Below are 20,429 nucleotides of genomic sequence, written 5' to 3'. Positions count from 1 at the left end.
CCATGGCCGTTAAGCCGTTAACTGCTGGACAAAAGAACGTGCTTTATCACTTAGCCCTCGCTTTGGTTACCGCTGATGTAGAAAACCAAGTCATTAAACCCATGATGGAAAAAGAAGGTAAGCGGTATATCGAAGGTGAGTTCCGCAAGATGTATTTCGCCAAAGTGCCCCAAGTCGCACAGGCCGAAAGAGCTTTGCAAAAAGCCATGGCTCAAGCGCAGAAGGATCTTGCTGCTTCGATAAAGTCTTCTAAAGGAGCTGACAATGGCAAATGAAACCCGAGGTCGCCGCTCTAAGGTGGATTTACTGCCCGATCCTATCCGTAAAAAGCTCGATGCGGGGCTGCGTAATGGTTCGATTCAGCAGATTGATTTGCTCGATGAAATCAATGCGCTGATTAAAGCCGCAGGCTTGCCTGAGGAAAACCAGCTTTCCCGCGCAGGCATCAACCGCTATGCCACCAAGATGGAGGCTGTGGGTAAATCCCTGCGCGAAATGCGTGAGATCACCCAAGTGTGGACGGCAGAGCTGGGTGACAAGCCCACGGGTGAAGTGACTAAACTCATCCTCGAAATGGCGCGTTCGCAGCTGTTTAAAGCCCTATTAAACCAAGATGAAACGGGCGAAGGTGCCGATGTTGGCATGATTAAAGATGCCATGTTAGCGGTGCAGCGTTTGGAGTCTGCTGCCATGGCCAGCCATAAGCGCGAGAAAGAGATCCGCACCGCGTTCGCGGCCGAAGCGGCTAATGCCGCCGAGAAGGTCGCGAAAACCGCTGGCTTAACCAGTGATGCCGTGGCCTTGCTTAAGCGCGAAATACTGGGGATTGCCTGATGACCATTAAGAAAAAGGTGTTAGCAGCCGCGACTGCGGTAGCGCTAGCCATCACGCCAACGGCAAGCAGCTTTGATCCCACGTATGAGGCAAGTTGCCTAAGTCGCTTTGATCCTAAAGAGGTGCTGCTCGGTTATCAGAAACGCTGGATAGCCGACGAGTCACCGCTGAAAATTGCCGAAAAGTCGCGCCGAACTGGACTCACTTGGGCTGAGGCTGCCGATGCTTCTCTTACCGCAGGCGCTGCCCGTGGCCAAGGGGGGACTAACCATTTTTATGTGGGCAGTAACAAGGAGATGGCGCGGGAATTTATCGACGCTGCGGCCATGTGGGCCAAAGTATTTGATAAAGCCGCAGGCGAAATCCAAGAAGAAGTGTTTGTTGATGAAGGCCAAGATGGTAAAGAGATCCTGACCTTTGCCATTTACTTTGCCTCAGGTTTTAAGGTGCAGGCGCTATCGAGTAATCCCTCGAACCTGCGCGGTATGCAAGGCAATGTGACTATAGACGAAGCGGCGTTCCACGAACGCTTGGCCGAAGTGCTAAAAGCGGCATTGGCGCTGACCATGTGGGGCGCGAAGGTACGCTTGATCTCCACCCATAATGGCATTGATAACCAGTTCAATGAGTTGATTAACGATTCCCGTGCGGGTAAAAAAGATTACTCCATTCACCGCGTCACCTTAGATGATGCCTGTAATGAGGGGCTGTATAAGCGTATTTGCCAAGTGCGCGGCATCGAATGGAGCCAAGCGGCCGAGGATGACTGGAAAGCGAAATTACTCAAAGCCACCGCCACCGAAGAGGATGCGTTAGAGGAATACTTCTGCGTGCCAAAGTCGGGCGGTGGTGCCTATCTTAACCGCGCGTTAATCGAAGCCCGCATGGCCAGCGTGACAGATAGCGGCCCCGTTATTCGCCTTAAAAAAGACGATGCTTTTGGACAATGGTCAGAGAGTTTACGGGCGGCGGAGATCCTTAAGTGGTGTGAGGATGAACTCAAGCCGGTTCTCGATAGCTTAGATCCTGCACGCCCCCATTGCTTTGGTGAAGATTTTGCCCGTAGTGGTGACTTAACCGTGATTGACGTGGGTGAAATAGCCCAAGATCTCCACATTAAAACCAAGTTACAGGTTGAGCTTAAAAACATTCCCTTTCGCCAACAAGAACAGATCCTGTTTTACATTGTGGACCGCTTGCCACGGATGAGGGGCGGCGCGATGGATGCGCGCGGGAATGGCCAAGCGTTAGCGGAATACGCCCAGGATAAATACGGTAGTGAAGTGATCGCCTGTGTGATGCTATCTGAGTCCTTTTACCGCGAGCAAATGCCACGTTTTAAAAGTCACTTTGAAGACGGCTTAATCACTATCCCAAGGGATGACGACACCAGTACTGATCTGAGGGCCTTAAGCATTAACCGTCGAGGTACGCCATGCCTTGGCGATGTACGCACAGGCCAAGAAAAAGAACGTCACGGTGATGCCGCAATCAGCCTGTTCTTGATGGTATACGCCTCCACCTTAGACGGTGCCCCCATAGAGTTCACCCCCATTCCTAGAAGTGATCACCGTAATCCTAATGCCCATGCAAGTGCCCATGAGGATGATGATCATCAAACGCAGCGAGGTTGCTGGTAATGCAAGAAAAAACAACTGAATCACGTATTTTGGACGCCAGTGGTCGGCCGTTTAAACAGCGTGAAGCCAAAGCGCTGCAGACCGACGATGTGCGTTTAATTGGCCTGCAACGTACCTTTAGTCAGCACCCCAGTAGTGGCTTAACGCCCGCCAGTGCAGCCAATATTTTGCAGGCCGCCGAGCAAGGCGATCTCATTGCCCAATGTGAACTAGCCGAAGATATCGAAGAGAAAGACGGCCACCTTTATGCCGAGTTAGACAAGCGCAAACGGGCGCTGATCGGCGTGGACTATTACTTAGTGCCACCACGTAACCCGACGCCACAGGAAAAGGCCGACACTGAATATCTGCAAGAAATGCTTGAGGAAGGTAACTGGATAAAGACGCTCATTAAGTCAATGAGTGATGCCATTCTCAAGGGCTTTAGCATGCACGAGTTAGCCTGGACGCGTGAGCTGGGCGAATGGTTTATTGAAGTGCCAGAGTATCGCGATCCGTCTTGGTTTATGACTCATCCTGAGCGGCGCAACGAACTGCGGCTGCGTGATGCCACGGTCAATGGCGCTGACCTGTGGCCCTTTGGTTGGATCAAACATATTCACCCTGCCAAGTCGGGCTATGTTAGCCGCAGTGGTTTAGTGCGTCAGTTAATCTGGCCGTTTATTTTTAAAAACTACAGTGTGCGCGACTTAGCCGAGTTCCTTGAGATCTACGGTTTGCCGCTGCGTATTGGTCAGTATCCAGCGGGTGCCAGCGATGAGGAAAAGCGCGCCCTGTTAAATGCAGTGATGAGCATTGGCCATAACGCGGGTGGCATTATGCCCAAGGGCATGGTGATGGATTTTGAGAGTGCCGCCACAGGTCAAGCCGATCCCTTTGATTTGATGATTAGCTGGGCTGAAAAGACCATGAGCAAGGTGATTTTAGGCGGCACCTTGACCAGCCAAGCCGACGGTAAAAGCTCAACCAATGCGCTCGGTAACGTGCATAACGAAGTGCGCCAAGAGCTGCGTGATGCTGACCTTACCCTGATTGCCGAAACCTTAACCCGCGACTTAGTGGCCCCTTTATATGCGCTTAACTGCAAGAGTTATCAAAGCCACCGTCGTCATCCACGTTTAGTCTTTGATACCACAGAAGCCGAAGACTTACGGGCCTTAGCGTATCCGCTGCGTGCGTTCGTCAGCATGGGCATGCAGATCCCACAAAACTGGCTGCATGAAAAGACCCGTATCCCTAAGCCCGCTAATGGCGAAGCCGTGTTGGTGATCCAGCAAGAAGACCCCAATGCCAGCGCTGCTAACCAGACGGCATTGGCTGCGCTCTCTGCGCAAGAGGGGGCCGCTAAGCAGTCAGATGCCCCGTTGAGTGAACCGAGCCAAACCGCCTTAGATAAAGCCTTGGATGCACTCACTCAAGGTCAAATGAGCGAAGCCTATATGGCGATGGTAGAGCCATTACTGGCACAACTGCAGAGCGAGCCGGAGCAGTTGCGGGCGCAACTGGAACAGGACTATCCCGCCATGGATACCGAGCAGCTTACCGAAACCTTAGCGCGGTTAATGTTTGTGGCCGAACTGTGGGGCATGGCCAATGCCTAAACCAAGAGTGCCTAAAACCGTTGATTTAAGCATTGCCATTAACCAAGCCCCCGCCGATGCGGTGGCCTATTTCCGTGCCAAAGGCTTTGCTATAAGTGACGATTGGCAAGACGTGTGGACCCGCGCCCACGCCCGTGCGTTTACTGTGGCCAAGGCGGCACAGATGGATGTGCTCACGGCGATCCGTAATGAAGTGGATGCAGCCCTAAGCCAAGGGTTAACCGCTAAGCAGTTTCAGGCCAACCTTAAACCTCAACTCGAAAAGCTCGGATGGTGGGGTAAAAAGGAAGTCGATGGCCGCGAGGTACAGCTGGGTAGTCCCTACCGCTTAAACACTATCTATCGTCAAAACCTGCAAACCGCTTACATGGCTGGGCGCTATCGGCGCATGTTATCGCGCAGCAAAACCCACCCCTATTGGCAGTATGTGGCGATAGATGACGGCCAGACACGGCCAGCCCATGCGCGGCTTAGGGGTAAAGTGTTCCGCTTTGACGATCCAATATGGGACATCATCTATCCGCCCAATGGTTGGGGCTGTCGTTGCCGCGTTCGGGCGTTAACTGAAGCGCAGGTTAAGGCGATGGGGATCACTGTCGAAAATGGCGAAGGTTATATCCAGCGCTTTGATACTGAGACTGTCGCGCGCGGAACGGGTGAAGTATTGACCGTGCCCCATGCGCGTATCGATCTGCCCGATGGCAGCAGCATGAGCCCCGATTTAGGCTGGGCCTATAGTCCAGGCGAAGCCGCCTTTGGTACCGACGTGGCCGTCGCTAAAAAGCTTGGCACTATTCAATCCCTCGATACCCGCGCGCAGTTTATTCAAGCACTCAATAATAGCCCACTGCGCCACGCCCAGTTTGCCCAATGGACGGATGAAGTCCTTGCCGCCAATCCAGGGCAGAAACGACGACCAGGCTTAGGCGTACAGGCTTTAGGTTTTATGACGCCCTCGATTCAAACCGCAGTGACAGCGCGTTTAGGGCGAGAACCTAGCGCATTGCTCGCTATAACTGAGCGGCAACTCAGTACAGCGCAAGCCTCGGTGACGCCTAACCAGTTACAGCAATTACCGCTGCTACTGGCTAAGCCCGAGGCCGTGCTATGGGATAACGATAATCAAACCTTGCTCTATGTGTATCCAATGGAAGGGCAAGCAACCAATGACCCTGCTAGTAATAGTAAATTACTTATCGCGAACCATTGGTCATTACAGCGCACACCTAATGAGGGCCAAGTGGAAGTACTTAAGTTATCGCTAGTTGAATTGCAGCAAGCCCAATACCAAGTGCTTGAAGGTCAGTTAAAAGGGTAGGGATGCACTATGAATAAAGTGGATATTCAGTTTACCAACGGCACTGTATTGCAGGTGCTTGATAGCTTGCTGATTAAGCTCGATGACTTAAGCGAACCCATGAACGATATTGCCGCTGTGCTAGAGTCCGCCACCGAATCAGCCTTTGAAGCAGAGGCCGATCCCACGACAGGTCAAGCCTGGGCATCCTTAAGTGATGCCTACCTTAAGGCCAACCCTAAACGCCAAGGCGGTAAGATATTACAAGCCAGTGCAGGTGGATTAGCTGCCAGCGTGACTGCCGACAGCGGCGACTTTTGGGCGGCGATTGGTAGCAATAAAATCTATGCCGCTATTCACCAATTCGGTGGCACCGACGATATGCCCGCAGGCCCAGCGGGGATTTCTGCAAGGGCTTATTTGGGTTTAGGGCAAGAAGATAAACACCAAGTATTGAAAATATTGGAACTGTTTCTAAGCAGTGGTGTTTGATTTTTTTGCCAATTCATAGAATGAGTTTATTTTTTTAAGTTGCTCACTAATAGCTTCGCTCCAGAATACATCCTGAAAAGGTTGGAGCATTTGCCTTGCCTCATTTAAATAAATTGTTGAAATATCAGAGTGACTAGAACTAAGAGAATATCTGCATACGACAGTGGTATATAAGTTTAAGATTTCCTCAAGCGTTTTAAATTGACAAACCATATTTTGCTGTGCGAAAAAATCATATGCATTCTTCAATGCGATTCTTATTGATTCAGCTACACTGGCTGAATACGGTTTATTACCATAGATGACACTATCAATTGTAATAATTTCCTTACCTGAATAATGGTAGTATATCTGGGTACTTAAGTCACTCGTGTAACTCTTGAGCTCCTGGCTTAGTAAAATTTGATACTGTGACCTCAAATCTGACATTAATCGCATAAGCTCATTTAACTTTGCTTCTTTTTGTATGTGGGCCACTTGCTCCTCCATAGCCTTCCGACTTAGAGCCGTTTCTTCTTTGGTCTCTGCGAGCTCTTGGCGAGTCAGAGCAAGTTCTTGCCGTGAAAGCGCTAGCTCATCCAGCTGATACTTTAATGACCATACAAGCAGCCCAACGGTGGCAAAACCAAGAATAGGGTTTAGTACACCACCAAAGTAATCCCCAAAGGCTCCAAAGTCGCCTTTATCCCCGATACCCCCGTGGAAGTTTGAAAAGTAGAAAGCCAGCAAACAGCCTGCAACTATGGCCAGTAGAATGATGAGCCATTTAAACGATGTTTCAGCGCGAGGAGTTTGTGCCTGTTCTGTTTGGGGTTGCTTAGGGGGATTGGTGGTCATGTGCCGTCCATGGTTTTAAAAGTAATAACGGTATTCTAAGGTGACAAGCTCCGAAGCGTAAAGCTCTCAAACGCGATTTAAGCAACTTAACTCTCAACTTGGTACAACGGCTTATCTCAACACAACTTAAACGCTTTACAAAGGATTTAAACGGGGTTTAAACACAATAAAGGAGTTAAAATAAAGTATGCCTAAACCTCATTACCCCTTTCTGTAAGCAAAAGTTCGCTGTGTGCGAACTTTTGCTTGTGCTAGACGTTAATCTAAGTTATGATTATTTCGTGATTATTTGAGAGACATTCGCCATAACAAGTGCCTGCTTTTAATTTGGGGCGTGGAGAAGAAATTCTCTAACATTTTGACCGCCGCACGATGCCCAGCAGCTCATGTAGTTCTGCATCGGGATCACGTGGGGGGGACTCGGCTACGGGGCGAGCTCCGTAGCCGGAAAACTAGGGGTTAATGCTGGTTACTCTCATTCCTGAGATTGGGCGAGACCATTCACGTGTTGTGAATGGCAATCAAAGGAGACTTAAATGGTAAATAGTGATCACAACCAGCAGACACAAGAAAAAAATCGGAAGAAAAAGTTCAAAAAATGGGCTTTGTTAACATTCAAATGGAGCGTTAGAATAGCCGTTTGGATTTATAAACTTTTCACAGATTCTGAATTCGACATTTGATTATGAGTACAGTGTTCCCCTTAGATTTTCCGAAGGAATTCATATTATGATTCATAAAGCATTGAAAGTTGTTAGACAATTTCACGATTTGACTCAGGTCGAACTGGCTAGTCGTCTAGGTATTTCTAAATCTCACCTATCAGAAATTGAAAGTGGTAAGAAAACTGTAACAATGAGTCTCTTAGAAGGGTATTCAAAGCTCTTTGATATCCCTGTGTCGTCGCTAGTTTTTTTCTCAGAGAGTCTTGGAAACGAAGGGAAAATTCCAAAGAAAATAAGACTGGCTTTTACAGGTAAGCTAATTCAGTTAATGGAATGGTTGAACGATAAAAATGACACGGAAAAAGTTAAGGCTTAAAATAAATACTGCTGGAAAATCATACAGATTACATGACTCTCCTTTCTATAAGTTAATCAAACAAAGTCGTTTATTATCTATTCTTTGTATTACTTCCGAAGAACTATCATATTTAAGGTATTCACCTGAAAGATATAATGTTTTTATTCAGAAAGGTAATAATGAAAAAGAGCGAGTAATCGAGCACCCACGAGAGAAATTAGAGAAAGTTCACACTAGAATTGCTAGTTTGATGTGTAGAATTGAACCTCCACCATTTCTTCACTCAGGAATGAAGGGGTTATCACACATCACTAATGCACAGTCTCATTCTACAAACAGCAAAGTTTTGACGACTGATATAAAGTCATTTTTTCCTTCTACGACAAGAGAAATGATTTTTAGGTTTTTTTATAAAACCTTGAAATGTTCTTCGAATGTTGCAGATATTCTTGCCGATATTTGCTCTGTCAATGGTCATTTACCAACAGGTAGTAGGATTAGTATGCCATTGGCATTTTGGGTTAATGCAGAAATGTTTTTTGAACTCGAGAAATTGTCCAATATGCATGACGTATGTATGACTGTCTACGTTGATGATGTGACATTTTCTGGTGTTACCATAAACAAACTCTTCACTAAGACTGTTAAAAGTATTATCAGTCGGCATGGGCATTTAATGCATCCCAGAAAAACTGTTTTGTACAAAGGTGATGACACTAAGGTTATTACTGGAGTTGTTTTGAGTGGAAGTAAAATAGCAATAAAAAATCAACAACATAAAAAAATTCATGAAGATATTTTACTTTGGAAAGTTGTTAGAGACAAATATGTACCTGCGAGCTTAAAAAATAGATTACTTGGCCGTCTTAATTCTTTGTCTGTTGTGGAACCAAGGCTTAAAGATAAAGCTAGAAGCATCAAAAATTACAAACCTAACCCACAAGTTTAGCAAAATGTGGTGTTAACTACTTTGTTTCAATTTGATTTTTCTTGTACACCTTCAAGTTTAGGGGTTTCTTCTGTAAAACATGTACAGTGCTACCTTAAAACGATAACTTAAGGAGTTAACTTGCTGAACTTATTAGAACACTTGAACTCGATTAAAGTTGCAAATGAAGAACTCGGAAAACTACTTAACCAAAGTTACCCTGGTACAGACCAGCGCTTACTTTCACAAGCCTTAGGCTTGTGCGACAGAATGTATTCGCGTGACAGTTACATTCAGGAAAAAGTGGGCAAGATAAGACGTTGGTTAGTCATTTATTTTGATCATAAGAAATGTTTTCGTCAGGAAAATGGTGGCGAAAATAAAGTGCATTATGAAATTAATGTGCTCCAATCTCTAATCAATGACCAATTAGATTATATAATTTCTCGTGTTCCCGCAGAAGATTAATCCCGAAACCTTTCCAATCCGCTAGCAAGTCAAGCGAGATCATCATAGGCACTCCAATGTAATTGAGAGTGCCTTTTTTATGCCTGCAACATCCATCGCTTTGGGCTTTGCCGCCTTAAGCAGCCAGTTAAATGTCAATCCAGAAGCCGCCTTTGTGGTTGGTGAAGATGGCTACATTCAGGCACTGCCTGATGGCCACTTTGCCAGCGTAGATGGTCGCCCTGATGATGTAGCTGGTGGCAAGTGGTTGATGGATTGCGTTGCGTTCGCGGCCCTGCAAGCAAATACTCCCCATAAAGCCGGTGATCTGGTTATTGACTACGAACACCAAACCCTCAACAAGGAGAAGAATGGCCAGCCTGCACCCGCTGCGGGTTGGTTTAACATTGATGACGTGCAATATCGACAAGGGAAGGGCTTGTTCATTAAGCCGCGCTTTACCGAGAACGCCATCGCTTACCTCACCGCCAAAGAATACAAGTACTTCAGCCTAGTGTTCGGTTATGACACCAGCACTGGCCGCCCGCAATTTATCCACTCAGCCGCGTTAACTAACCGCCCTGGTGTCGATGGCATGTTGCCACTCGCATCATTGGCTGCTCTGGCTGCACTTAATACAAGCCTCAATCCACACGAACCTATCCAATCCACCGACACGGAGGAACTCCATGTGAACCCATTACTTAAAAAAATCTTAGCTGCCTTGGGCGTTGAAATTCCAGATGACGTGACAGCTTTAACCGCTGAGCAAGAGGTCGCGGCGCTATCTGCACTTAATACGCTAACCACGGCAGCAAATAGCGCTGATGGCTTAAAGCAACAGCTTACCGCGCTGAGTGCTACATCGCCCTCGGTTGATCTAAGCCAGTACGTTCCTGTGGCCACGGTCGCGGCCCTGCGCGCGCAGCTGGTTGCGCTAACTGCTGAAAACGGTGTGCTTACCGTTGAGCAAACCGTGAAGGCGGCGATAGATGAAGGCAAAGCCTTTGAGTGCGAACGTGATTACCTAACCAAGTTAGGCAAGCAATCCATGGCGGCGCTTACAGCCAACTTGGGTGAGCGTGTGGCTATTGCCGCATTAACGGCCAAGCAAACCACCACAGTTCCCGATCCTATCAAGGACAAGGAAACCAAACTCGCGGCACTGACTGCCGACGAAATCAAAATGGCCGATTCTTGGGGCATGTCGCACGCTGACTTTGCTAAAGCTATCGCCGCTGATCAGGAGCACAAATAATGGCTGCTATTAACGCCCCAGTATTACAAGCTCTGCGCACTATGGTGCGTAGCGAGTTTCAAAATGCTTTAGCTAAGACTGATCCACTGTATTTAAAAATTGCCTCAGTCGTGCCAAGCAATACTAAGTCCAATACCTATGGCTGGTTAGGCTCCATGCCGACTATGCGCGAATGGATTGGTGCGCGGGTGATCAACTCCATCAAAGAGCATGGTTATTCAATCACTAACCGTACCTTTGAAACCACCATCGGTATTAGTCGTGATGATGTGGAAGATGACACTTTAGGGATTTACAAACCTATGGTGCAGGCATTGGCGCAGGAAGGTGAAGAGTTTCCCGACGACTTGGTGTTCGAGCTATTAGCCGAAGGCTTTGGCACTTTGTGTTATGACGGGCAGAACTTTTTTGACACTGACCATCCCGTTAACGAGAAGCACGATGGTACGGGGGCTGACGTATCGGTGGCCAATATGGTGGTTGATGGCGCTTATTCAGGGGAACCTTGGTTTTTGCTCGATACCACGCGCCCATTAAAGCCACTCATCTTTCAAGAGCGTCGCAAGCTGGATTTAAACACCCTGTTTAATCCAACCGACCCTGCAGTTTGGACCAATAACGAGTTCCAGTTCGGCACCGATATGCGCTGTGAAGCGGGCTTTGGCTTCTGGCAAATGGCCTTCGCCAACAAGCGTACTCTCAATGCCACCAACCTATGGAGCGCTTACAAAGCCATGCAAGCTTTTACCAGCGATGGCGGTAAGAAGCTCAAGATACGCCCCAATTTGTTGGTGATCCCAGCTTCTCTTGAAGACGTCGCACTCAAGTTAATGACCCGTGAGCGCATTGATGAAGGTGGCGTGACCGTGGATAACGAACTGAAAGGCAAGTTCGAGATCCTTGTGGTGCCACAGCTTTAGGTGTTCACCCCTTAAGTTTGAGCAGCGAATCGCAGGCGCAAGGATGCGCCCGCACCCCAACATCGAGTGAGGTAACAATGAAATGGCGAATCCTTCTAAGAACATTCAAGTCCTGTTGGTTATCTGTCTTGCGCACACTGGCTATCGCCGTGCGGGCATGGCGCTTACCAAAGGCGAAAACCTTATACCGCTGGCCGAGTTGTCGGATGAGCAAGTTGCAGCGTTTGAAGCTGATCAGCGCCTTAAAGTATCCGTGCGTGATATGGCACCAGCGTCGGGGAGTGTGGACATTCCAGACGGTGATCAGGCATTAGGCTCCGATATCACAGGCACGCTCACTGGTGTGAAAGAGCCCAATGCTGAAGAGAAAGCCTTGGGTGAACTGTCAGTAAAAGAGCTGAAAGAACTGGCAAAAGACTTGGCGATCACGGGTGTTAACTCGATGAATAAAAATGACTTAATTAGTGCTATTCAGGCAGTAAAAGTCACTGTGCCAGGTGAAAACGAAACTGCTAATCCAGGCGCTGAAATGCCTAGCACTGAAACGAAAGGCACTGAACCATCGGGCACCGTCACCAACGCAGCAGGTGAATAGCCATGGCCCAATTGATGTACGCCACCCCTGACAACATGCTGAGTCGCTTTGGTGCACAGGACTTAATGCTGCTTACCGAGCGTGAAGACAGTGTGCCAGGGGAAATCAATACCGTCGTGCTTGAGCAAGCATTGCGTGATGCTGCGGCTGAGATTGATGGCTATATCGTGGGCCGTTACACCTTGCCGTTAACCACGGTTCCCGCCGTGCTTGAGCGTAACTGCTGCGATATCGCCCGTTACTTCTTGTATGGCGATAAAGCCCCTGAACAAGTCGAGAAACGCTATACCGCTGTGGTGAAGTTTTTAACCGCAGTGAGCAAAGGCGATATCAGTTTGGGGCTAGCTGATACGGGAGAAGTCGCTAGCCAAAGTGAGTTAGTGGTCAGCATCGAAAGTGCAGGCAGCGTGTTTGGCCGCCGTGCATCTAAGGGGTTTATCTGATGTTTGAGATTAAAGATAACTACCTTGCTGCAGGTGATGCGCTGACTCAACTGCTTGAGCCATTAGTGATGAGCCAGAAGCTGAAAAAGGTCTATCAAGCCAATGAGCTAAGTGAAGTGGATGAGCGCAGCCAAATCACCCCCGCCGCCCATGTGCTGTATCTGGGCGATACGCTGGCGGATACCGCACAAGGCGGCAACACCAGCCAAATTAAGCAGACTTGGCTTGTGGTATTGGCTTGCCGTTTATCTATCCACGAAGGCCAAGCAGGTGAGCTATTAGTCAGCCTGTTAAACGCGATTGTGGGTAAGTCCATTGCGGTGGATGGTCAGATGCTTGGCCCCTTTGTGCGCGTTAACAGTCCCGTTAAACCCCGTTTCACTAAAAGCCACGGTTATTACCCCGTGGCCGTGAGTGTGCAACTGAGATTCAAACCCAGCTAACCCAACAACTTAAGATGAGGAAAATCCTATGAATGGATTATTAGTCGCAGGCAACTTTTTTGTTGACCGCTTAAATGCCCAAGGGCAATCAACGGGGATCATTGGTCCCATCAACACCACTAAGCTCGCCATTAAAACCGACGCCGACGAAAAGGTACGTGGCAGTAAAAAGAAAGACAGCTATGGCCAAGCTTTAAGCGTGGTGAAAATTGCAAAACCTGTTGAGGTGGAATGGTCGTTTGACGATCAACCCGCCGAACTGATTGCTATGGCACTGCTGGGTGATACCCAAGTGCTGAACACGGGCAGCGGCACCTTAACTGATGAGGCCGTGACCTTGCCTGATAATCAGCGTTGGATACAGCTACCTAAAAGTAACTTTGCTGCCCTCGGTTTTGTGGTGAAGAAAGACGCTGCCACCTTAGTGCTGGGCACTGACTATGAGGTGAACTATGCCCTAGGGCTAGTGCGCGCCGTAAAAGGCGGCGCAATTGAAGCGGGCGGCGCGGTGACGGTGACAGGCCAGCATAACGCCATTAGCGGCACCCTCATTCGCGGTGGCATTAACGCCCAAACCCGCGCGCGGATCTTCGGCGAAGGTACCAACTTAGAAACAGGCAAGCCGATTAAGCTCGATGTTTTCGACGCCAGCTTATCGCCTACGGCTGCGATCGATTTTGCCGCCAGTGAGTTTGTGAGCGCCACCCTTGCGGGTAAAGCCCAGTTAGTCGCGGGTAAGGATCATCCGTTCGAGTACCTAGAGCTGGATGCGTAAGCGGTTTTGCTTAACCCAAGGGCATGGCCGTACTCAATTGCCATGCCCTTTAATCCCCATTTAACCGCCGTTTAAACACCGATTATTTAGATACTAACGAGAGCATTAACGAGATAGCCATGGCTGATAAAACCTTAGAACTCGCCCTGCGGATCGTGGCAGAAGCCACGGGCAAGCAACACATAGCGGCTTTAGTCGATGAGCTTAAGCGCATCGGCACTGAGTCGGATGCGGCGAATCCTAAGACGCAGGCGCTCGCTGATGAACTCGATGGCGTGAGTGATGCCAGCCAAGCAAGTGCTAACCAAGTTGATGAACTCAAAAATAGCCTTGATCCGTTAAGCGACCAGTTAGACCAAGTGGCCCAAAGCGGCCGCAATACCAGCAACCAAACAGAGCAGCTCACTAATGATCTCAAGCCTTTAGCAACTGGGCTTGATGACGTAGGCGATAGCAGCCAATCGACCAGCCAAAAAGCCAATACCTTAGCCAATAAGCTCGATGAGCTGGCTAACCAGCAAGACCTGATCAACACCTTTAAGCGGTCACGTAATGAGCTTGAACAACAAGAGCTTGCTGTCACTGCTACCGCCTTAGCACTGCAGGACTTAAAGCAACGTGCCAGCCAAACGGATGCGCCTTTTGTGCAGCTGGCACGCTCTATTGATGTGGCCGAAAAAGAGCTGGAGCAAATGCAGCGCGAGTTAGCGCAGCAATCATCCAGCCACACTAAGCTGCAAAATGCCCTGTCGAAATCGGGCATTGACTACAACAACCTGACCACAGCGCAGCGCAAGTTAAGCGCCGAATTTGACGGCACTGGCCGCAATGTCGATAAGTTTGCCAATCAGTTAGATAAGGGCAATGCCAGCGCCCGTGATCATGCCAGTTCCCTGCGTGGCGTGATCGGCCAAGTGACCGCCTTAGCGGGTGCTTATTTGGGCTTTGACCGCGTGGCACAAGCGTTGAAGGATGTCTTTGCCACGGGCGATCAATTCGAACGTCTTGGCGTGCAAATGAATGCTGTGATGGGCGGTTTTGAATCTGGCAAACAAGCCACCGCTTGGGTAAAGCAATTCGCCATCGATGTGCCACTGCAACTGAACGAAGTCAACCAAGCGTTTGTGAAGGCCAAAGCCTTTGGCCTTGATCCTATGAACGGCACCATGAAGGCGATTGTGGATCAAGCCTTTAAACTCGGTGGCGGTTTTCAAGAGGTCGAGGGGATCACCTTGGCACTCGGCCAAGCCTGGGCAAAACAAAAGCTACAGGGCGAAGAGATCCTGCAGTTGATTGAGCGCGGCGTGCCCGTATGGGACATGCTGGCTAAGGTCACGGGAAAGAACACCACCGAACTGCAAAAACTCAGTGAGCAAGGCAAGCTTGGCCGCGATGTGATCCAAGGCTTGATTGATGAAATGGGCCGAGCCGCTAATGGCAGCGCAGCGTCGCAGATGGCTTTGCTCAGTGGCCAAGTATCAAACCTCAAAGATAACCTTTCATCCTTCTATGATCTCGTGGCTCAGTCCGGTGCACTTGATTGGCTCAAGGGCCAGATCAGTGAGTTGAATCTTGAGTTTGCCGCCATGGCCACCGATGGCCGTTTAAAGGAATGGGCGCAGCAAGTCAGCGATACGATCGTGAGCATAGGCTCAGCGGTGCAAGATGGCGCTGCTATGCTGTACCACTACCGTGATGAAATTGGTTTTGTGGCTAAGGCATTTCTCGCGTTAAAAGTCGGTAGCTATTTTAGTGATGTGATCATCGGAGCCAATGCCTCCATCGGCGTGATGCGTCTTTACACTGGCGCGATCATGGGTACCACTGCGGCGAGTGAGGGCGCGGCCTTAGCTGCTGGCAAACTTAAAACCGCCTTGGCAGCAGCGGCTAAAGCGGGTTTGTACTTAGCCCTGATTAGCGAGTTGATCGAGGTTGCTCGGGTATACCAAGAGTTATTAATCGCTGAAGAAGCACTGGAAAAATCTAAACGCGCTGCCGCGTCTAGCTCCAAACAGTTGGAGTACTCACTTAAGGATCTCAGCGAGCAAACGGGCGTTGCCTTTACCACTATGGCCGAGTTCAACAAGGCGGTTGATGAAGGCAAACTGATTTATGACGATGCCACTGGTAAGTGGAAGAACGCCGCTAAAGCCATGGAAGAAGTCAAACAGGCTGCGGTTGACGTCGTAGCGCCGATTAAATTAACGGTTGAAGAAGCGCTGCGCCTGACCTTTACCTTAAGCGAACAAACTAAAACGCTCGATGGCGTTAAAGGTGGTATGGGCGGTTTCATTCGGCAAATTGACGCCGCCTTAGTGCCGTTAAAGGCGGCGGGGGATCAATACGAAGGCCACGTTAAGTTACTCACAATACTGCGCACCAAGTTTGAAGAGCAGCAAACCTATCTAGATGCCACGGCTAAGGGCACCGAGGCATTGGAGCAAGCCTATAAGGACTTAGGGCTGACCAGTAGCCATGCCTTAGAGCAGGTGAATACGAAAGCCGAAGCGGCCTTTAATCTGATTAAGAACAACCGTGAACCGATTGAGCAACAAAAGGATGCGTTTTTAGCCTGGGCGAAAGCGGCATTAACAGCCGCCGAAGCGACGGGTGCTGCGGTACCAGAAACCTTGAAAGCGCAAGCCGCCACCCTTGGGCTAACCAAAGAACTGAGCGAGCTGACAGCAAAGCAATACGGCTATACAGACAGCGTGAAGGAGCTTTCACCCGAGCAAGCCAAGCTAAGCCGCGCAGTGGCAGAAACTGAAGCACGTTTGAAGCAATGCCATGATGTGATGAACAGCTCGACGGTATCGAGTAAAGCCAAAGCAAAAGCTCAACAAGATCTGATTAGTTTACAGGGCAAGTTAAGTGACCAAACTAAGCAGCTCAGTGAGGTTCAGGCGCTCGAAGCGGCTAATTATGAACAGATAAAAAGCAAGTATGCCGCTGTATCTGACGAGATGTTAAGGCTCGAACAAGCCTATAAAGACGGCGGCATCACGGCGGAAGAATACCTGCGACAAAAAGAGCGCTTAGTTGAAGTGCTCAGAATATTGCAACGCTTAATGGGCGGTTTGGAAGATGGTGAGCAAGAGACTGACGAACAGGTAAAAAAGACCACTAAAACCTTAATTGAGCAACGTGAAGAACTTGAACAATTAGAGGAAACCACTGGCCGTGCTACTGAGTATGTAAACCTGTTCGCGGGTGCCTATGCCCACTTAAACAAACAGTTCAATTTTAACGAAGATAGCACCGAAAAACTCAACGCCCGCGTTGATGAGCTGACTAAAAGCATCATGAACAATATGCGGGTGAATACTGGCTTTTGGGGTGTGCTGGCGCAGCTCAGTAACCAAGCCTTTATCCGCGAAAAGCAGATCATCAATGAAACCTTACTGACCCGTAAATGGACTGATGAACTTGAAAGCTCCAGCATTAGCCTCGATCGCGTCAATCAAATTAGCCGCGAGGCAAAGTGGAATATACGCGAGCTAGGCGACGAAGAACTTAAGCCTCTGCAAGCGGCCATTGATGCTACCCGTGATCGTATTCTCGGCCTGCGTGACGATATCAACGCGACCTTGGACAGTCTCAAAGATGAGATGGATCAGCTCAACAATAACCAAGCCGCTATCGAGAAGCGTCGCTATGAGCAGCAACAGGCTGAGCTTAAGGCGCAGCTCGATGCTGCCCGCACAGCCCAGGATAAAGAGTCCATCGCCAGTGCCCAAGAAGCACTGCAACTGAGTCAGCAAATCTACAGTACTAAGCTAAAACAAATCGAAGCTGAATCGGCAGAACGTAACGCACAGGCGATCGAGCGTGCATCAAGCAGTGCAAGCACCGCGACGAATTCCACTCGCAGTCCCTCAAGCCAAACCACTTCGCCATCGATGAGCAATCAGAACACAGGCGGCAGTGTACAAATTTATCGGTTAGAGCTGGCAATGCCATCGGGCAATGTGGTGAAAGCCGATTTGCTTGATGAGTTTAAGCAGCTGTTTTTGCGCGAACTAGAACAGATTAAGGCCACCTCATGATCACCTTAGACACGCTTCAATTACCGCATTTTATTTGGCTTAACCGCTTTGGGTATACGCCCTTTGTGAGTAGCACTGAGTTTGCGCTCGATGGCTCGCAGCATGTTGAAGTAGCCGCCAAACAAGCGGGCCGCCCTGTGGTGTTATTCAGCGATGCAGAAGCCTTATCTGTGTTTAACGCCCTTGAGGCCCACGCCAATTCAAAGGGCGCGAACAGCTTTAACCTGGATATCAATGGCACTGCATTAACTGTGATGTGGGACTACAGCGAACAGCCCATTAGCGGCACGCCAGCGATCAATTACAGCGATACCGACCCCGACGAAATCGAGGCTATAACCTTGAAGTTAATCACTGTTTAAAGGCCGTTTAATATGACTATTTCCCGTTTAGATTTAAAAGTATTTAAGCCCGAGTTACTGGGTTCAAGTAATGAGGCAGGCGGCCAACGGACTAAACAAGTGGTGCAGTCTGGCAAGCTTAATGAGCTATTTTCAGCGATATCCGATATCGACCATGCCCAATCCAGTATCGACATTGTAAAAGCGTTCCCTGCGCTCGATACGCCAGACACCAGCACTTTGATTGATGCACATGTGTTTATCAGTGAGCCACCCATAGACCCATTAGTTAACGTATTCATGATCGAGTCTGCCGCGCTGGATGATGAGTCTCGCATGACAGATATGAAAGAGATCATTGAGTCGTCAGTCACAGCAGGGGAATTGATCCGTGAAGGTGGTCCAGGCTTCCTTGTGAACCAAAACTCGTTTTCCTCAGATTACCTGCAGTCGTCCTATCGCTTTAATGACCGCGACTATTGGAAAACCACTTATCTACAGGTTGGCCAAGTGATCTGCATCACCGTGGAATATCCTGGCATTGAAAACGTGGCATGGCCCCGCAAAACCCATTTTTGCAAAGTCACTCGTACTAGCATAGTGCCTGGCGCGGTGGGCACTGTTGTATTCGAGCCGCCGATACCGTTTGCGACACCAGAACCAGGTTTGCAAATCAATGGCCAGAGTAAATGCACTCGCTTGCGATTATCTAACACTGCATCACCATTGAAATTCCACGGGGTAACTAAGCTGACTGCCGCCGCCAGCGGGGTAAGTTTAGCTGTGGGCGCGACTCAATTATCGTTACTGCCTGCGATTACCACCTTAGCGCCAAAGCCAGGTAACACCATCACGGGTGGCAGTGATAACGGCGATGCCACTGTTAGCCAAGTGATCCGCAAAGTGATTAGTCAGCCAAGTGCAGAAGGGACGTACAGCTATACCTTCACCACAGCGGATTTATTGATAGACACTGATGTTGTCACTGCAGTTTCTACCGATCCTTTTGGCGTTTTCGGTGGGAATAGTTCATTAGTTCAGTCGATTACTGTCGGAACGGGGAACGTGACCGTTACGCTACGGCCTGATGTGCGCGTTGCCTATAATCCCACAGTCTCGCTCTATTATGTTTCTGCGTATAAATACAGCATTTACTCAAGTGCTAATGCATTCCCAGCCAATAAGCAGCTAACGGTCGGCAGTATCAAAGGCCGCGCTGTGTTTGCCGATAGTAACTATGTGCCTCAGGATGTATTTGAAAATGTGAATAGCGGTATCGGTAAGCTGTATGACACCACTGAGTTACTGGCGACCATTGATTATTTTACGGGTGTCGTTACCAAGCAAACGGTCAGCCGTGGTGATTTTGAATTGACCTATTCAGGTTTAGTTGAATCAACCACTGCAGCGGCTGCAGGCGATACTACGGCTAAATTTGCCTTGAGTGTGGCTAATCCATTGTTAGAGAGCTTTTACGTGCAGGTTGAACGGATATCCGATCATGCCATTATTAGCGCCTCATCTGACAACCAAGGAGTCATATCCGGTAGCGGTATTGAAGGGACCATTGTTGATGGTTTGGTTGAACTGTTATTTACCAATCCGGTGGATTTAACCACGCTGCGCTATGACATTACCGACCAATTGCGCCAGCTACCCCCCGCCGAGATTTACGGGCTAAACCCACTGCGTATCCCCAATGACGGCATTGTCGATATGTTCAGACGATGGGGCACTGTCGCGCTTTCTCATACTCAAGTGCAGCAAGTCACAGGCTCTGTCGGCACAGTGTTTACTATTCGTGAAAATGCTCAGTTTGTTGATATTACCGATGCCAATGGCGCAAGCCTATGGACCACTAATAATGACCATTTTACGGTAAACAAGGTGGCAGGAACGGTCACGATTAACAGTGATTTTACTGGGTTTGCTGCGCCGTTTGTGCTGAGCGATACCATTATGGAACTCGGTCTAGTTTCATCGTTTTCAGGCAATAGCGTTGTGTTGGCCAAGCCTTTGTCCCGTGAATATCCAGCAGGTACCACATTAGCCAGTGTGCAAATCCTTGGTGACCTGCAGGCGCGTGTTGGTAGAGTGCGGGATATGACGGCATGGGCCAACAATTGGGACCTCGATGGCGACCCAGCTACGGGCAACGTGAATGCGGTTGACTATCCGTTTGAGGTCAAAAACACCACTGCAGTGAATGAAGATTGGGTATTGATTATGACCTCAGCCAGCGCATTTCGTTGTGTTGGCCGCCGTCTTGGCCAAATCGCCACAGGTGACACACTCAATGATTTTGCACCGATTAACCCACTGACTAATGCCCCTTATTTCATTATTCGCTCAGGTGCATGGGGTGGCGGTTGGCAGCAAGGCGAAGCGATTCGTTTCGCCACGTTTGCGGCCTCAAATCCGATTATGCTGCTGCGAAATGTGCAGGTTGGCCACAGCCAAATCACTACAGATAAAGCCGTATTGTCATTTTTCGGTAACGAGTCATAGG

19 protein-coding genes are annotated in these 20,429 nt (G+C 49.0%); 18 read left to right on the top strand and 1 reads right to left on the bottom strand.

The genetic code is table 11. The features are described 5' to 3' along the window. The first annotated feature begins 2 nt into the window (after window positions 1–2). The 6 genes from KFE26_RS13805 to KFE26_RS13780 are packed head-to-tail and all read left to right on the top strand — an operon-like array spanning window position 3 to window position 5,864. On the top strand, window positions 3–275 hold the full coding sequence (locus KFE26_RS13805) for a hypothetical protein (RefSeq protein WP_212600744.1): 273 nt from the start codon (window positions 3–5) through the stop codon (window positions 273–275). Continuing rightward, on the top strand, window positions 265–834 hold the full coding sequence (locus KFE26_RS13800) for a DUF3486 family protein (protein WP_212600743.1): 570 nt from the start codon (window positions 265–267) through the stop codon (window positions 832–834). The genes KFE26_RS13805 and KFE26_RS13800 overlap by 11 nt, the downstream gene beginning before the upstream one ends. Next, complete coding sequence (locus KFE26_RS13795; protein WP_212600742.1) at window positions 834–2,474, top strand: hypothetical protein; 1,641 nt, start codon at window positions 834–836, stop codon at window positions 2,472–2,474. Before KFE26_RS13800 ends, KFE26_RS13795 begins: the two co-directional genes overlap by 1 nt. After that, the gene (locus tag KFE26_RS13790; protein ID WP_212600741.1) at window positions 2,474–4,075 is read left to right on the top strand and encodes a DUF935 domain-containing protein; all 1,602 of its coding nucleotides are present in this window, start codon (window positions 2,474–2,476) and stop codon (window positions 4,073–4,075) included. Before KFE26_RS13795 ends, KFE26_RS13790 begins: the two co-directional genes overlap by 1 nt. Then, on the top strand, window positions 4,068–5,393 hold the full coding sequence (locus KFE26_RS13785; RefSeq protein ID WP_212600740.1) for a phage minor head protein: 1,326 nt from the start codon (window positions 4,068–4,070) through the stop codon (window positions 5,391–5,393). The genes KFE26_RS13790 and KFE26_RS13785 overlap by 8 nt, the downstream gene beginning before the upstream one ends. 9 nt (window positions 5,394–5,402) lie before the next feature. Continuing rightward, entirely contained in the window at window positions 5,403–5,864 is a 462-nt protein-coding gene (locus tag KFE26_RS13780) for a phage virion morphogenesis protein (protein ID WP_212600739.1), read from the top strand. Here the strand turns inward: KFE26_RS13780 and KFE26_RS13775 are convergent. Further along, complete coding sequence (locus tag KFE26_RS13775; RefSeq protein WP_212600738.1) at window positions 5,847–6,701, bottom strand: hypothetical protein; 855 nt, start codon at window positions 6,699–6,701, stop codon at window positions 5,847–5,849. The two genes, KFE26_RS13780 and KFE26_RS13775, sit on opposite strands and share 18 nt — an antisense overlap. A 729-nt stretch (window positions 6,702–7,430) precedes the next feature. On the opposite strand from KFE26_RS13775, the gene KFE26_RS13770 reads away from it, so the two are divergent. The 12 genes from KFE26_RS13770 (at window position 7,431) to KFE26_RS13715 (ending at window position 20,428) form a co-directional block, all read left to right on the top strand. Further along, window positions 7,431–7,742, top strand: a complete 312-nt coding sequence (locus KFE26_RS13770; protein WP_212600737.1) for a helix-turn-helix domain-containing protein — start codon at window positions 7,431–7,433, stop codon at window positions 7,740–7,742. Then, on the top strand, window positions 7,717–8,673 hold the full coding sequence (locus KFE26_RS13765; RefSeq protein WP_212600736.1) for a reverse transcriptase family protein: 957 nt from the start codon (window positions 7,717–7,719) through the stop codon (window positions 8,671–8,673). Before KFE26_RS13770 ends, KFE26_RS13765 begins: the two co-directional genes overlap by 26 nt. Window positions 8,674–8,793: 120 nt before the next feature. Further along, window positions 8,794–9,120 carry a hypothetical protein gene (locus tag KFE26_RS13760; protein ID WP_212600735.1) on the top strand — a complete coding sequence of 109 codons (327 nt, stop codon included), beginning with the start codon at window positions 8,794–8,796 and terminating at the stop codon, window positions 9,118–9,120. A gap of 79 nt (window positions 9,121–9,199) precedes the next feature. Then, window positions 9,200–10,357 carry a phage protease gene (locus KFE26_RS13755; protein WP_212600734.1) on the top strand — a complete coding sequence of 386 codons (1,158 nt, stop codon included), beginning with the start codon at window positions 9,200–9,202 and terminating at the stop codon, window positions 10,355–10,357. Then, window positions 10,357–11,277, top strand: coding sequence for a Mu-like prophage major head subunit gpT family protein (locus KFE26_RS13750; protein ID WP_212600733.1), 921 nt, complete (start codon window positions 10,357–10,359; stop codon window positions 11,275–11,277). Before KFE26_RS13755 ends, KFE26_RS13750 begins: the two co-directional genes overlap by 1 nt. 82 nt (window positions 11,278–11,359) lie before the next feature. Beyond that, window positions 11,360–11,872 (top strand): HI1506-related protein, encoded by a 513-nt coding sequence (locus KFE26_RS13745; RefSeq protein WP_212600732.1) that lies wholly within the window; start codon window positions 11,360–11,362, stop codon window positions 11,870–11,872. 2 nt (window positions 11,873–11,874) lie between these two features. After that, window positions 11,875–12,315: a gp436 family protein gene (locus KFE26_RS13740; RefSeq protein WP_212600731.1), complete on the top strand. Its 441-nt coding sequence runs from the start codon at window positions 11,875–11,877 to the stop codon at window positions 12,313–12,315. Further along, the gene (locus tag KFE26_RS13735) at window positions 12,315–12,758 is read left to right on the top strand and encodes a hypothetical protein (RefSeq protein WP_212600730.1); all 444 of its coding nucleotides are present in this window, start codon (window positions 12,315–12,317) and stop codon (window positions 12,756–12,758) included. The genes KFE26_RS13740 and KFE26_RS13735 overlap by 1 nt, the downstream gene beginning before the upstream one ends. Before the next feature lie 28 nt (window positions 12,759–12,786). Further along, window positions 12,787–13,533 carry a hypothetical protein gene (locus tag KFE26_RS13730; protein ID WP_212600729.1) on the top strand — a complete coding sequence of 249 codons (747 nt, stop codon included), beginning with the start codon at window positions 12,787–12,789 and terminating at the stop codon, window positions 13,531–13,533. Window positions 13,534–13,652: 119 nt separating this feature from the next. Then, window positions 13,653–17,579, top strand: a complete 3,927-nt coding sequence (locus KFE26_RS13725; RefSeq protein ID WP_212600728.1) for a tape measure protein — start codon at window positions 13,653–13,655, stop codon at window positions 17,577–17,579. After that, a complete protein-coding gene (locus KFE26_RS13720) occupies window positions 17,576–17,941 on the top strand; it encodes a hypothetical protein (protein ID WP_212600727.1) in 366 nt (121 codons plus the stop codon). Before KFE26_RS13725 ends, KFE26_RS13720 begins: the two co-directional genes overlap by 4 nt. A gap of 12 nt (window positions 17,942–17,953) precedes the next feature. After that, complete coding sequence (locus KFE26_RS13715) at window positions 17,954–20,428, top strand: hypothetical protein (protein ID WP_212600726.1); 2,475 nt, start codon at window positions 17,954–17,956, stop codon at window positions 20,426–20,428. Window position 20,429: the final 1 nt, after the last annotated feature.

The sequence above is a fragment of the Shewanella sp. M16 genome, from assembly GCF_018224605.1.
GTDB classification, from domain to species: domain Bacteria; phylum Pseudomonadota; class Gammaproteobacteria; order Enterobacterales; family Shewanellaceae; genus Shewanella; species Shewanella oncorhynchi.
Note: the sequence above shows the minus strand (reverse complement) of the source record. Positions and strands in the feature narration are given on the sequence as shown.

Bases quoted from the DNA above. Each gene is read 5' to 3' on its own strand.
- KFE26_RS13805 (WP_212600744.1), top strand. From the start codon at position 3: ATGGCCGTTAAGCCGTTAACTGCTGGACAAAAGAACGTGCTTTATCAC.
- KFE26_RS13800 (WP_212600743.1), top strand. From the start codon at position 265: ATGGCAAATGAAACCCGAGGTCGCCGCTCTAAGGTGGATTTACTGCCC.
- KFE26_RS13795 (WP_212600742.1), top strand. From the start codon at position 834: ATGACCATTAAGAAAAAGGTGTTAGCAGCCGCGACTGCGGTAGCGCTA.
- KFE26_RS13790 (WP_212600741.1), top strand. From the start codon at position 2,474: ATGCAAGAAAAAACAACTGAATCACGTATTTTGGACGCCAGTGGTCGG.
- KFE26_RS13785 (WP_212600740.1), top strand. From the start codon at position 4,068: ATGCCTAAACCAAGAGTGCCTAAAACCGTTGATTTAAGCATTGCCATT.
- KFE26_RS13780 (WP_212600739.1), top strand. From the start codon at position 5,403: ATGAATAAAGTGGATATTCAGTTTACCAACGGCACTGTATTGCAGGTG.
- KFE26_RS13775 (WP_212600738.1), bottom strand. From the start codon at position 6,701: ATGACCACCAATCCCCCTAAGCAACCCCAAACAGAACAGGCACAAACT.
- KFE26_RS13770 (WP_212600737.1), top strand. From the start codon at position 7,431: ATGATTCATAAAGCATTGAAAGTTGTTAGACAATTTCACGATTTGACT.
- KFE26_RS13765 (WP_212600736.1), top strand. From the start codon at position 7,717: ATGACACGGAAAAAGTTAAGGCTTAAAATAAATACTGCTGGAAAATCA.
- KFE26_RS13755 (WP_212600734.1), top strand. From the start codon at position 9,200: ATGCCTGCAACATCCATCGCTTTGGGCTTTGCCGCCTTAAGCAGCCAG.
- KFE26_RS13750 (WP_212600733.1), top strand. From the start codon at position 10,357: ATGGCTGCTATTAACGCCCCAGTATTACAAGCTCTGCGCACTATGGTG.
- KFE26_RS13745 (WP_212600732.1), top strand. From the start codon at position 11,360: ATGGCGAATCCTTCTAAGAACATTCAAGTCCTGTTGGTTATCTGTCTT.
- KFE26_RS13740 (WP_212600731.1), top strand. From the start codon at position 11,875: ATGGCCCAATTGATGTACGCCACCCCTGACAACATGCTGAGTCGCTTT.
- KFE26_RS13735 (WP_212600730.1), top strand. From the start codon at position 12,315: ATGTTTGAGATTAAAGATAACTACCTTGCTGCAGGTGATGCGCTGACT.
- KFE26_RS13730 (WP_212600729.1), top strand. From the start codon at position 12,787: ATGAATGGATTATTAGTCGCAGGCAACTTTTTTGTTGACCGCTTAAAT.
- KFE26_RS13725 (WP_212600728.1), top strand. From the start codon at position 13,653: ATGGCTGATAAAACCTTAGAACTCGCCCTGCGGATCGTGGCAGAAGCC.
- KFE26_RS13720 (WP_212600727.1), top strand. From the start codon at position 17,576: ATGATCACCTTAGACACGCTTCAATTACCGCATTTTATTTGGCTTAAC.
- KFE26_RS13715 (WP_212600726.1), top strand. From the start codon at position 17,954: ATGACTATTTCCCGTTTAGATTTAAAAGTATTTAAGCCCGAGTTACTG.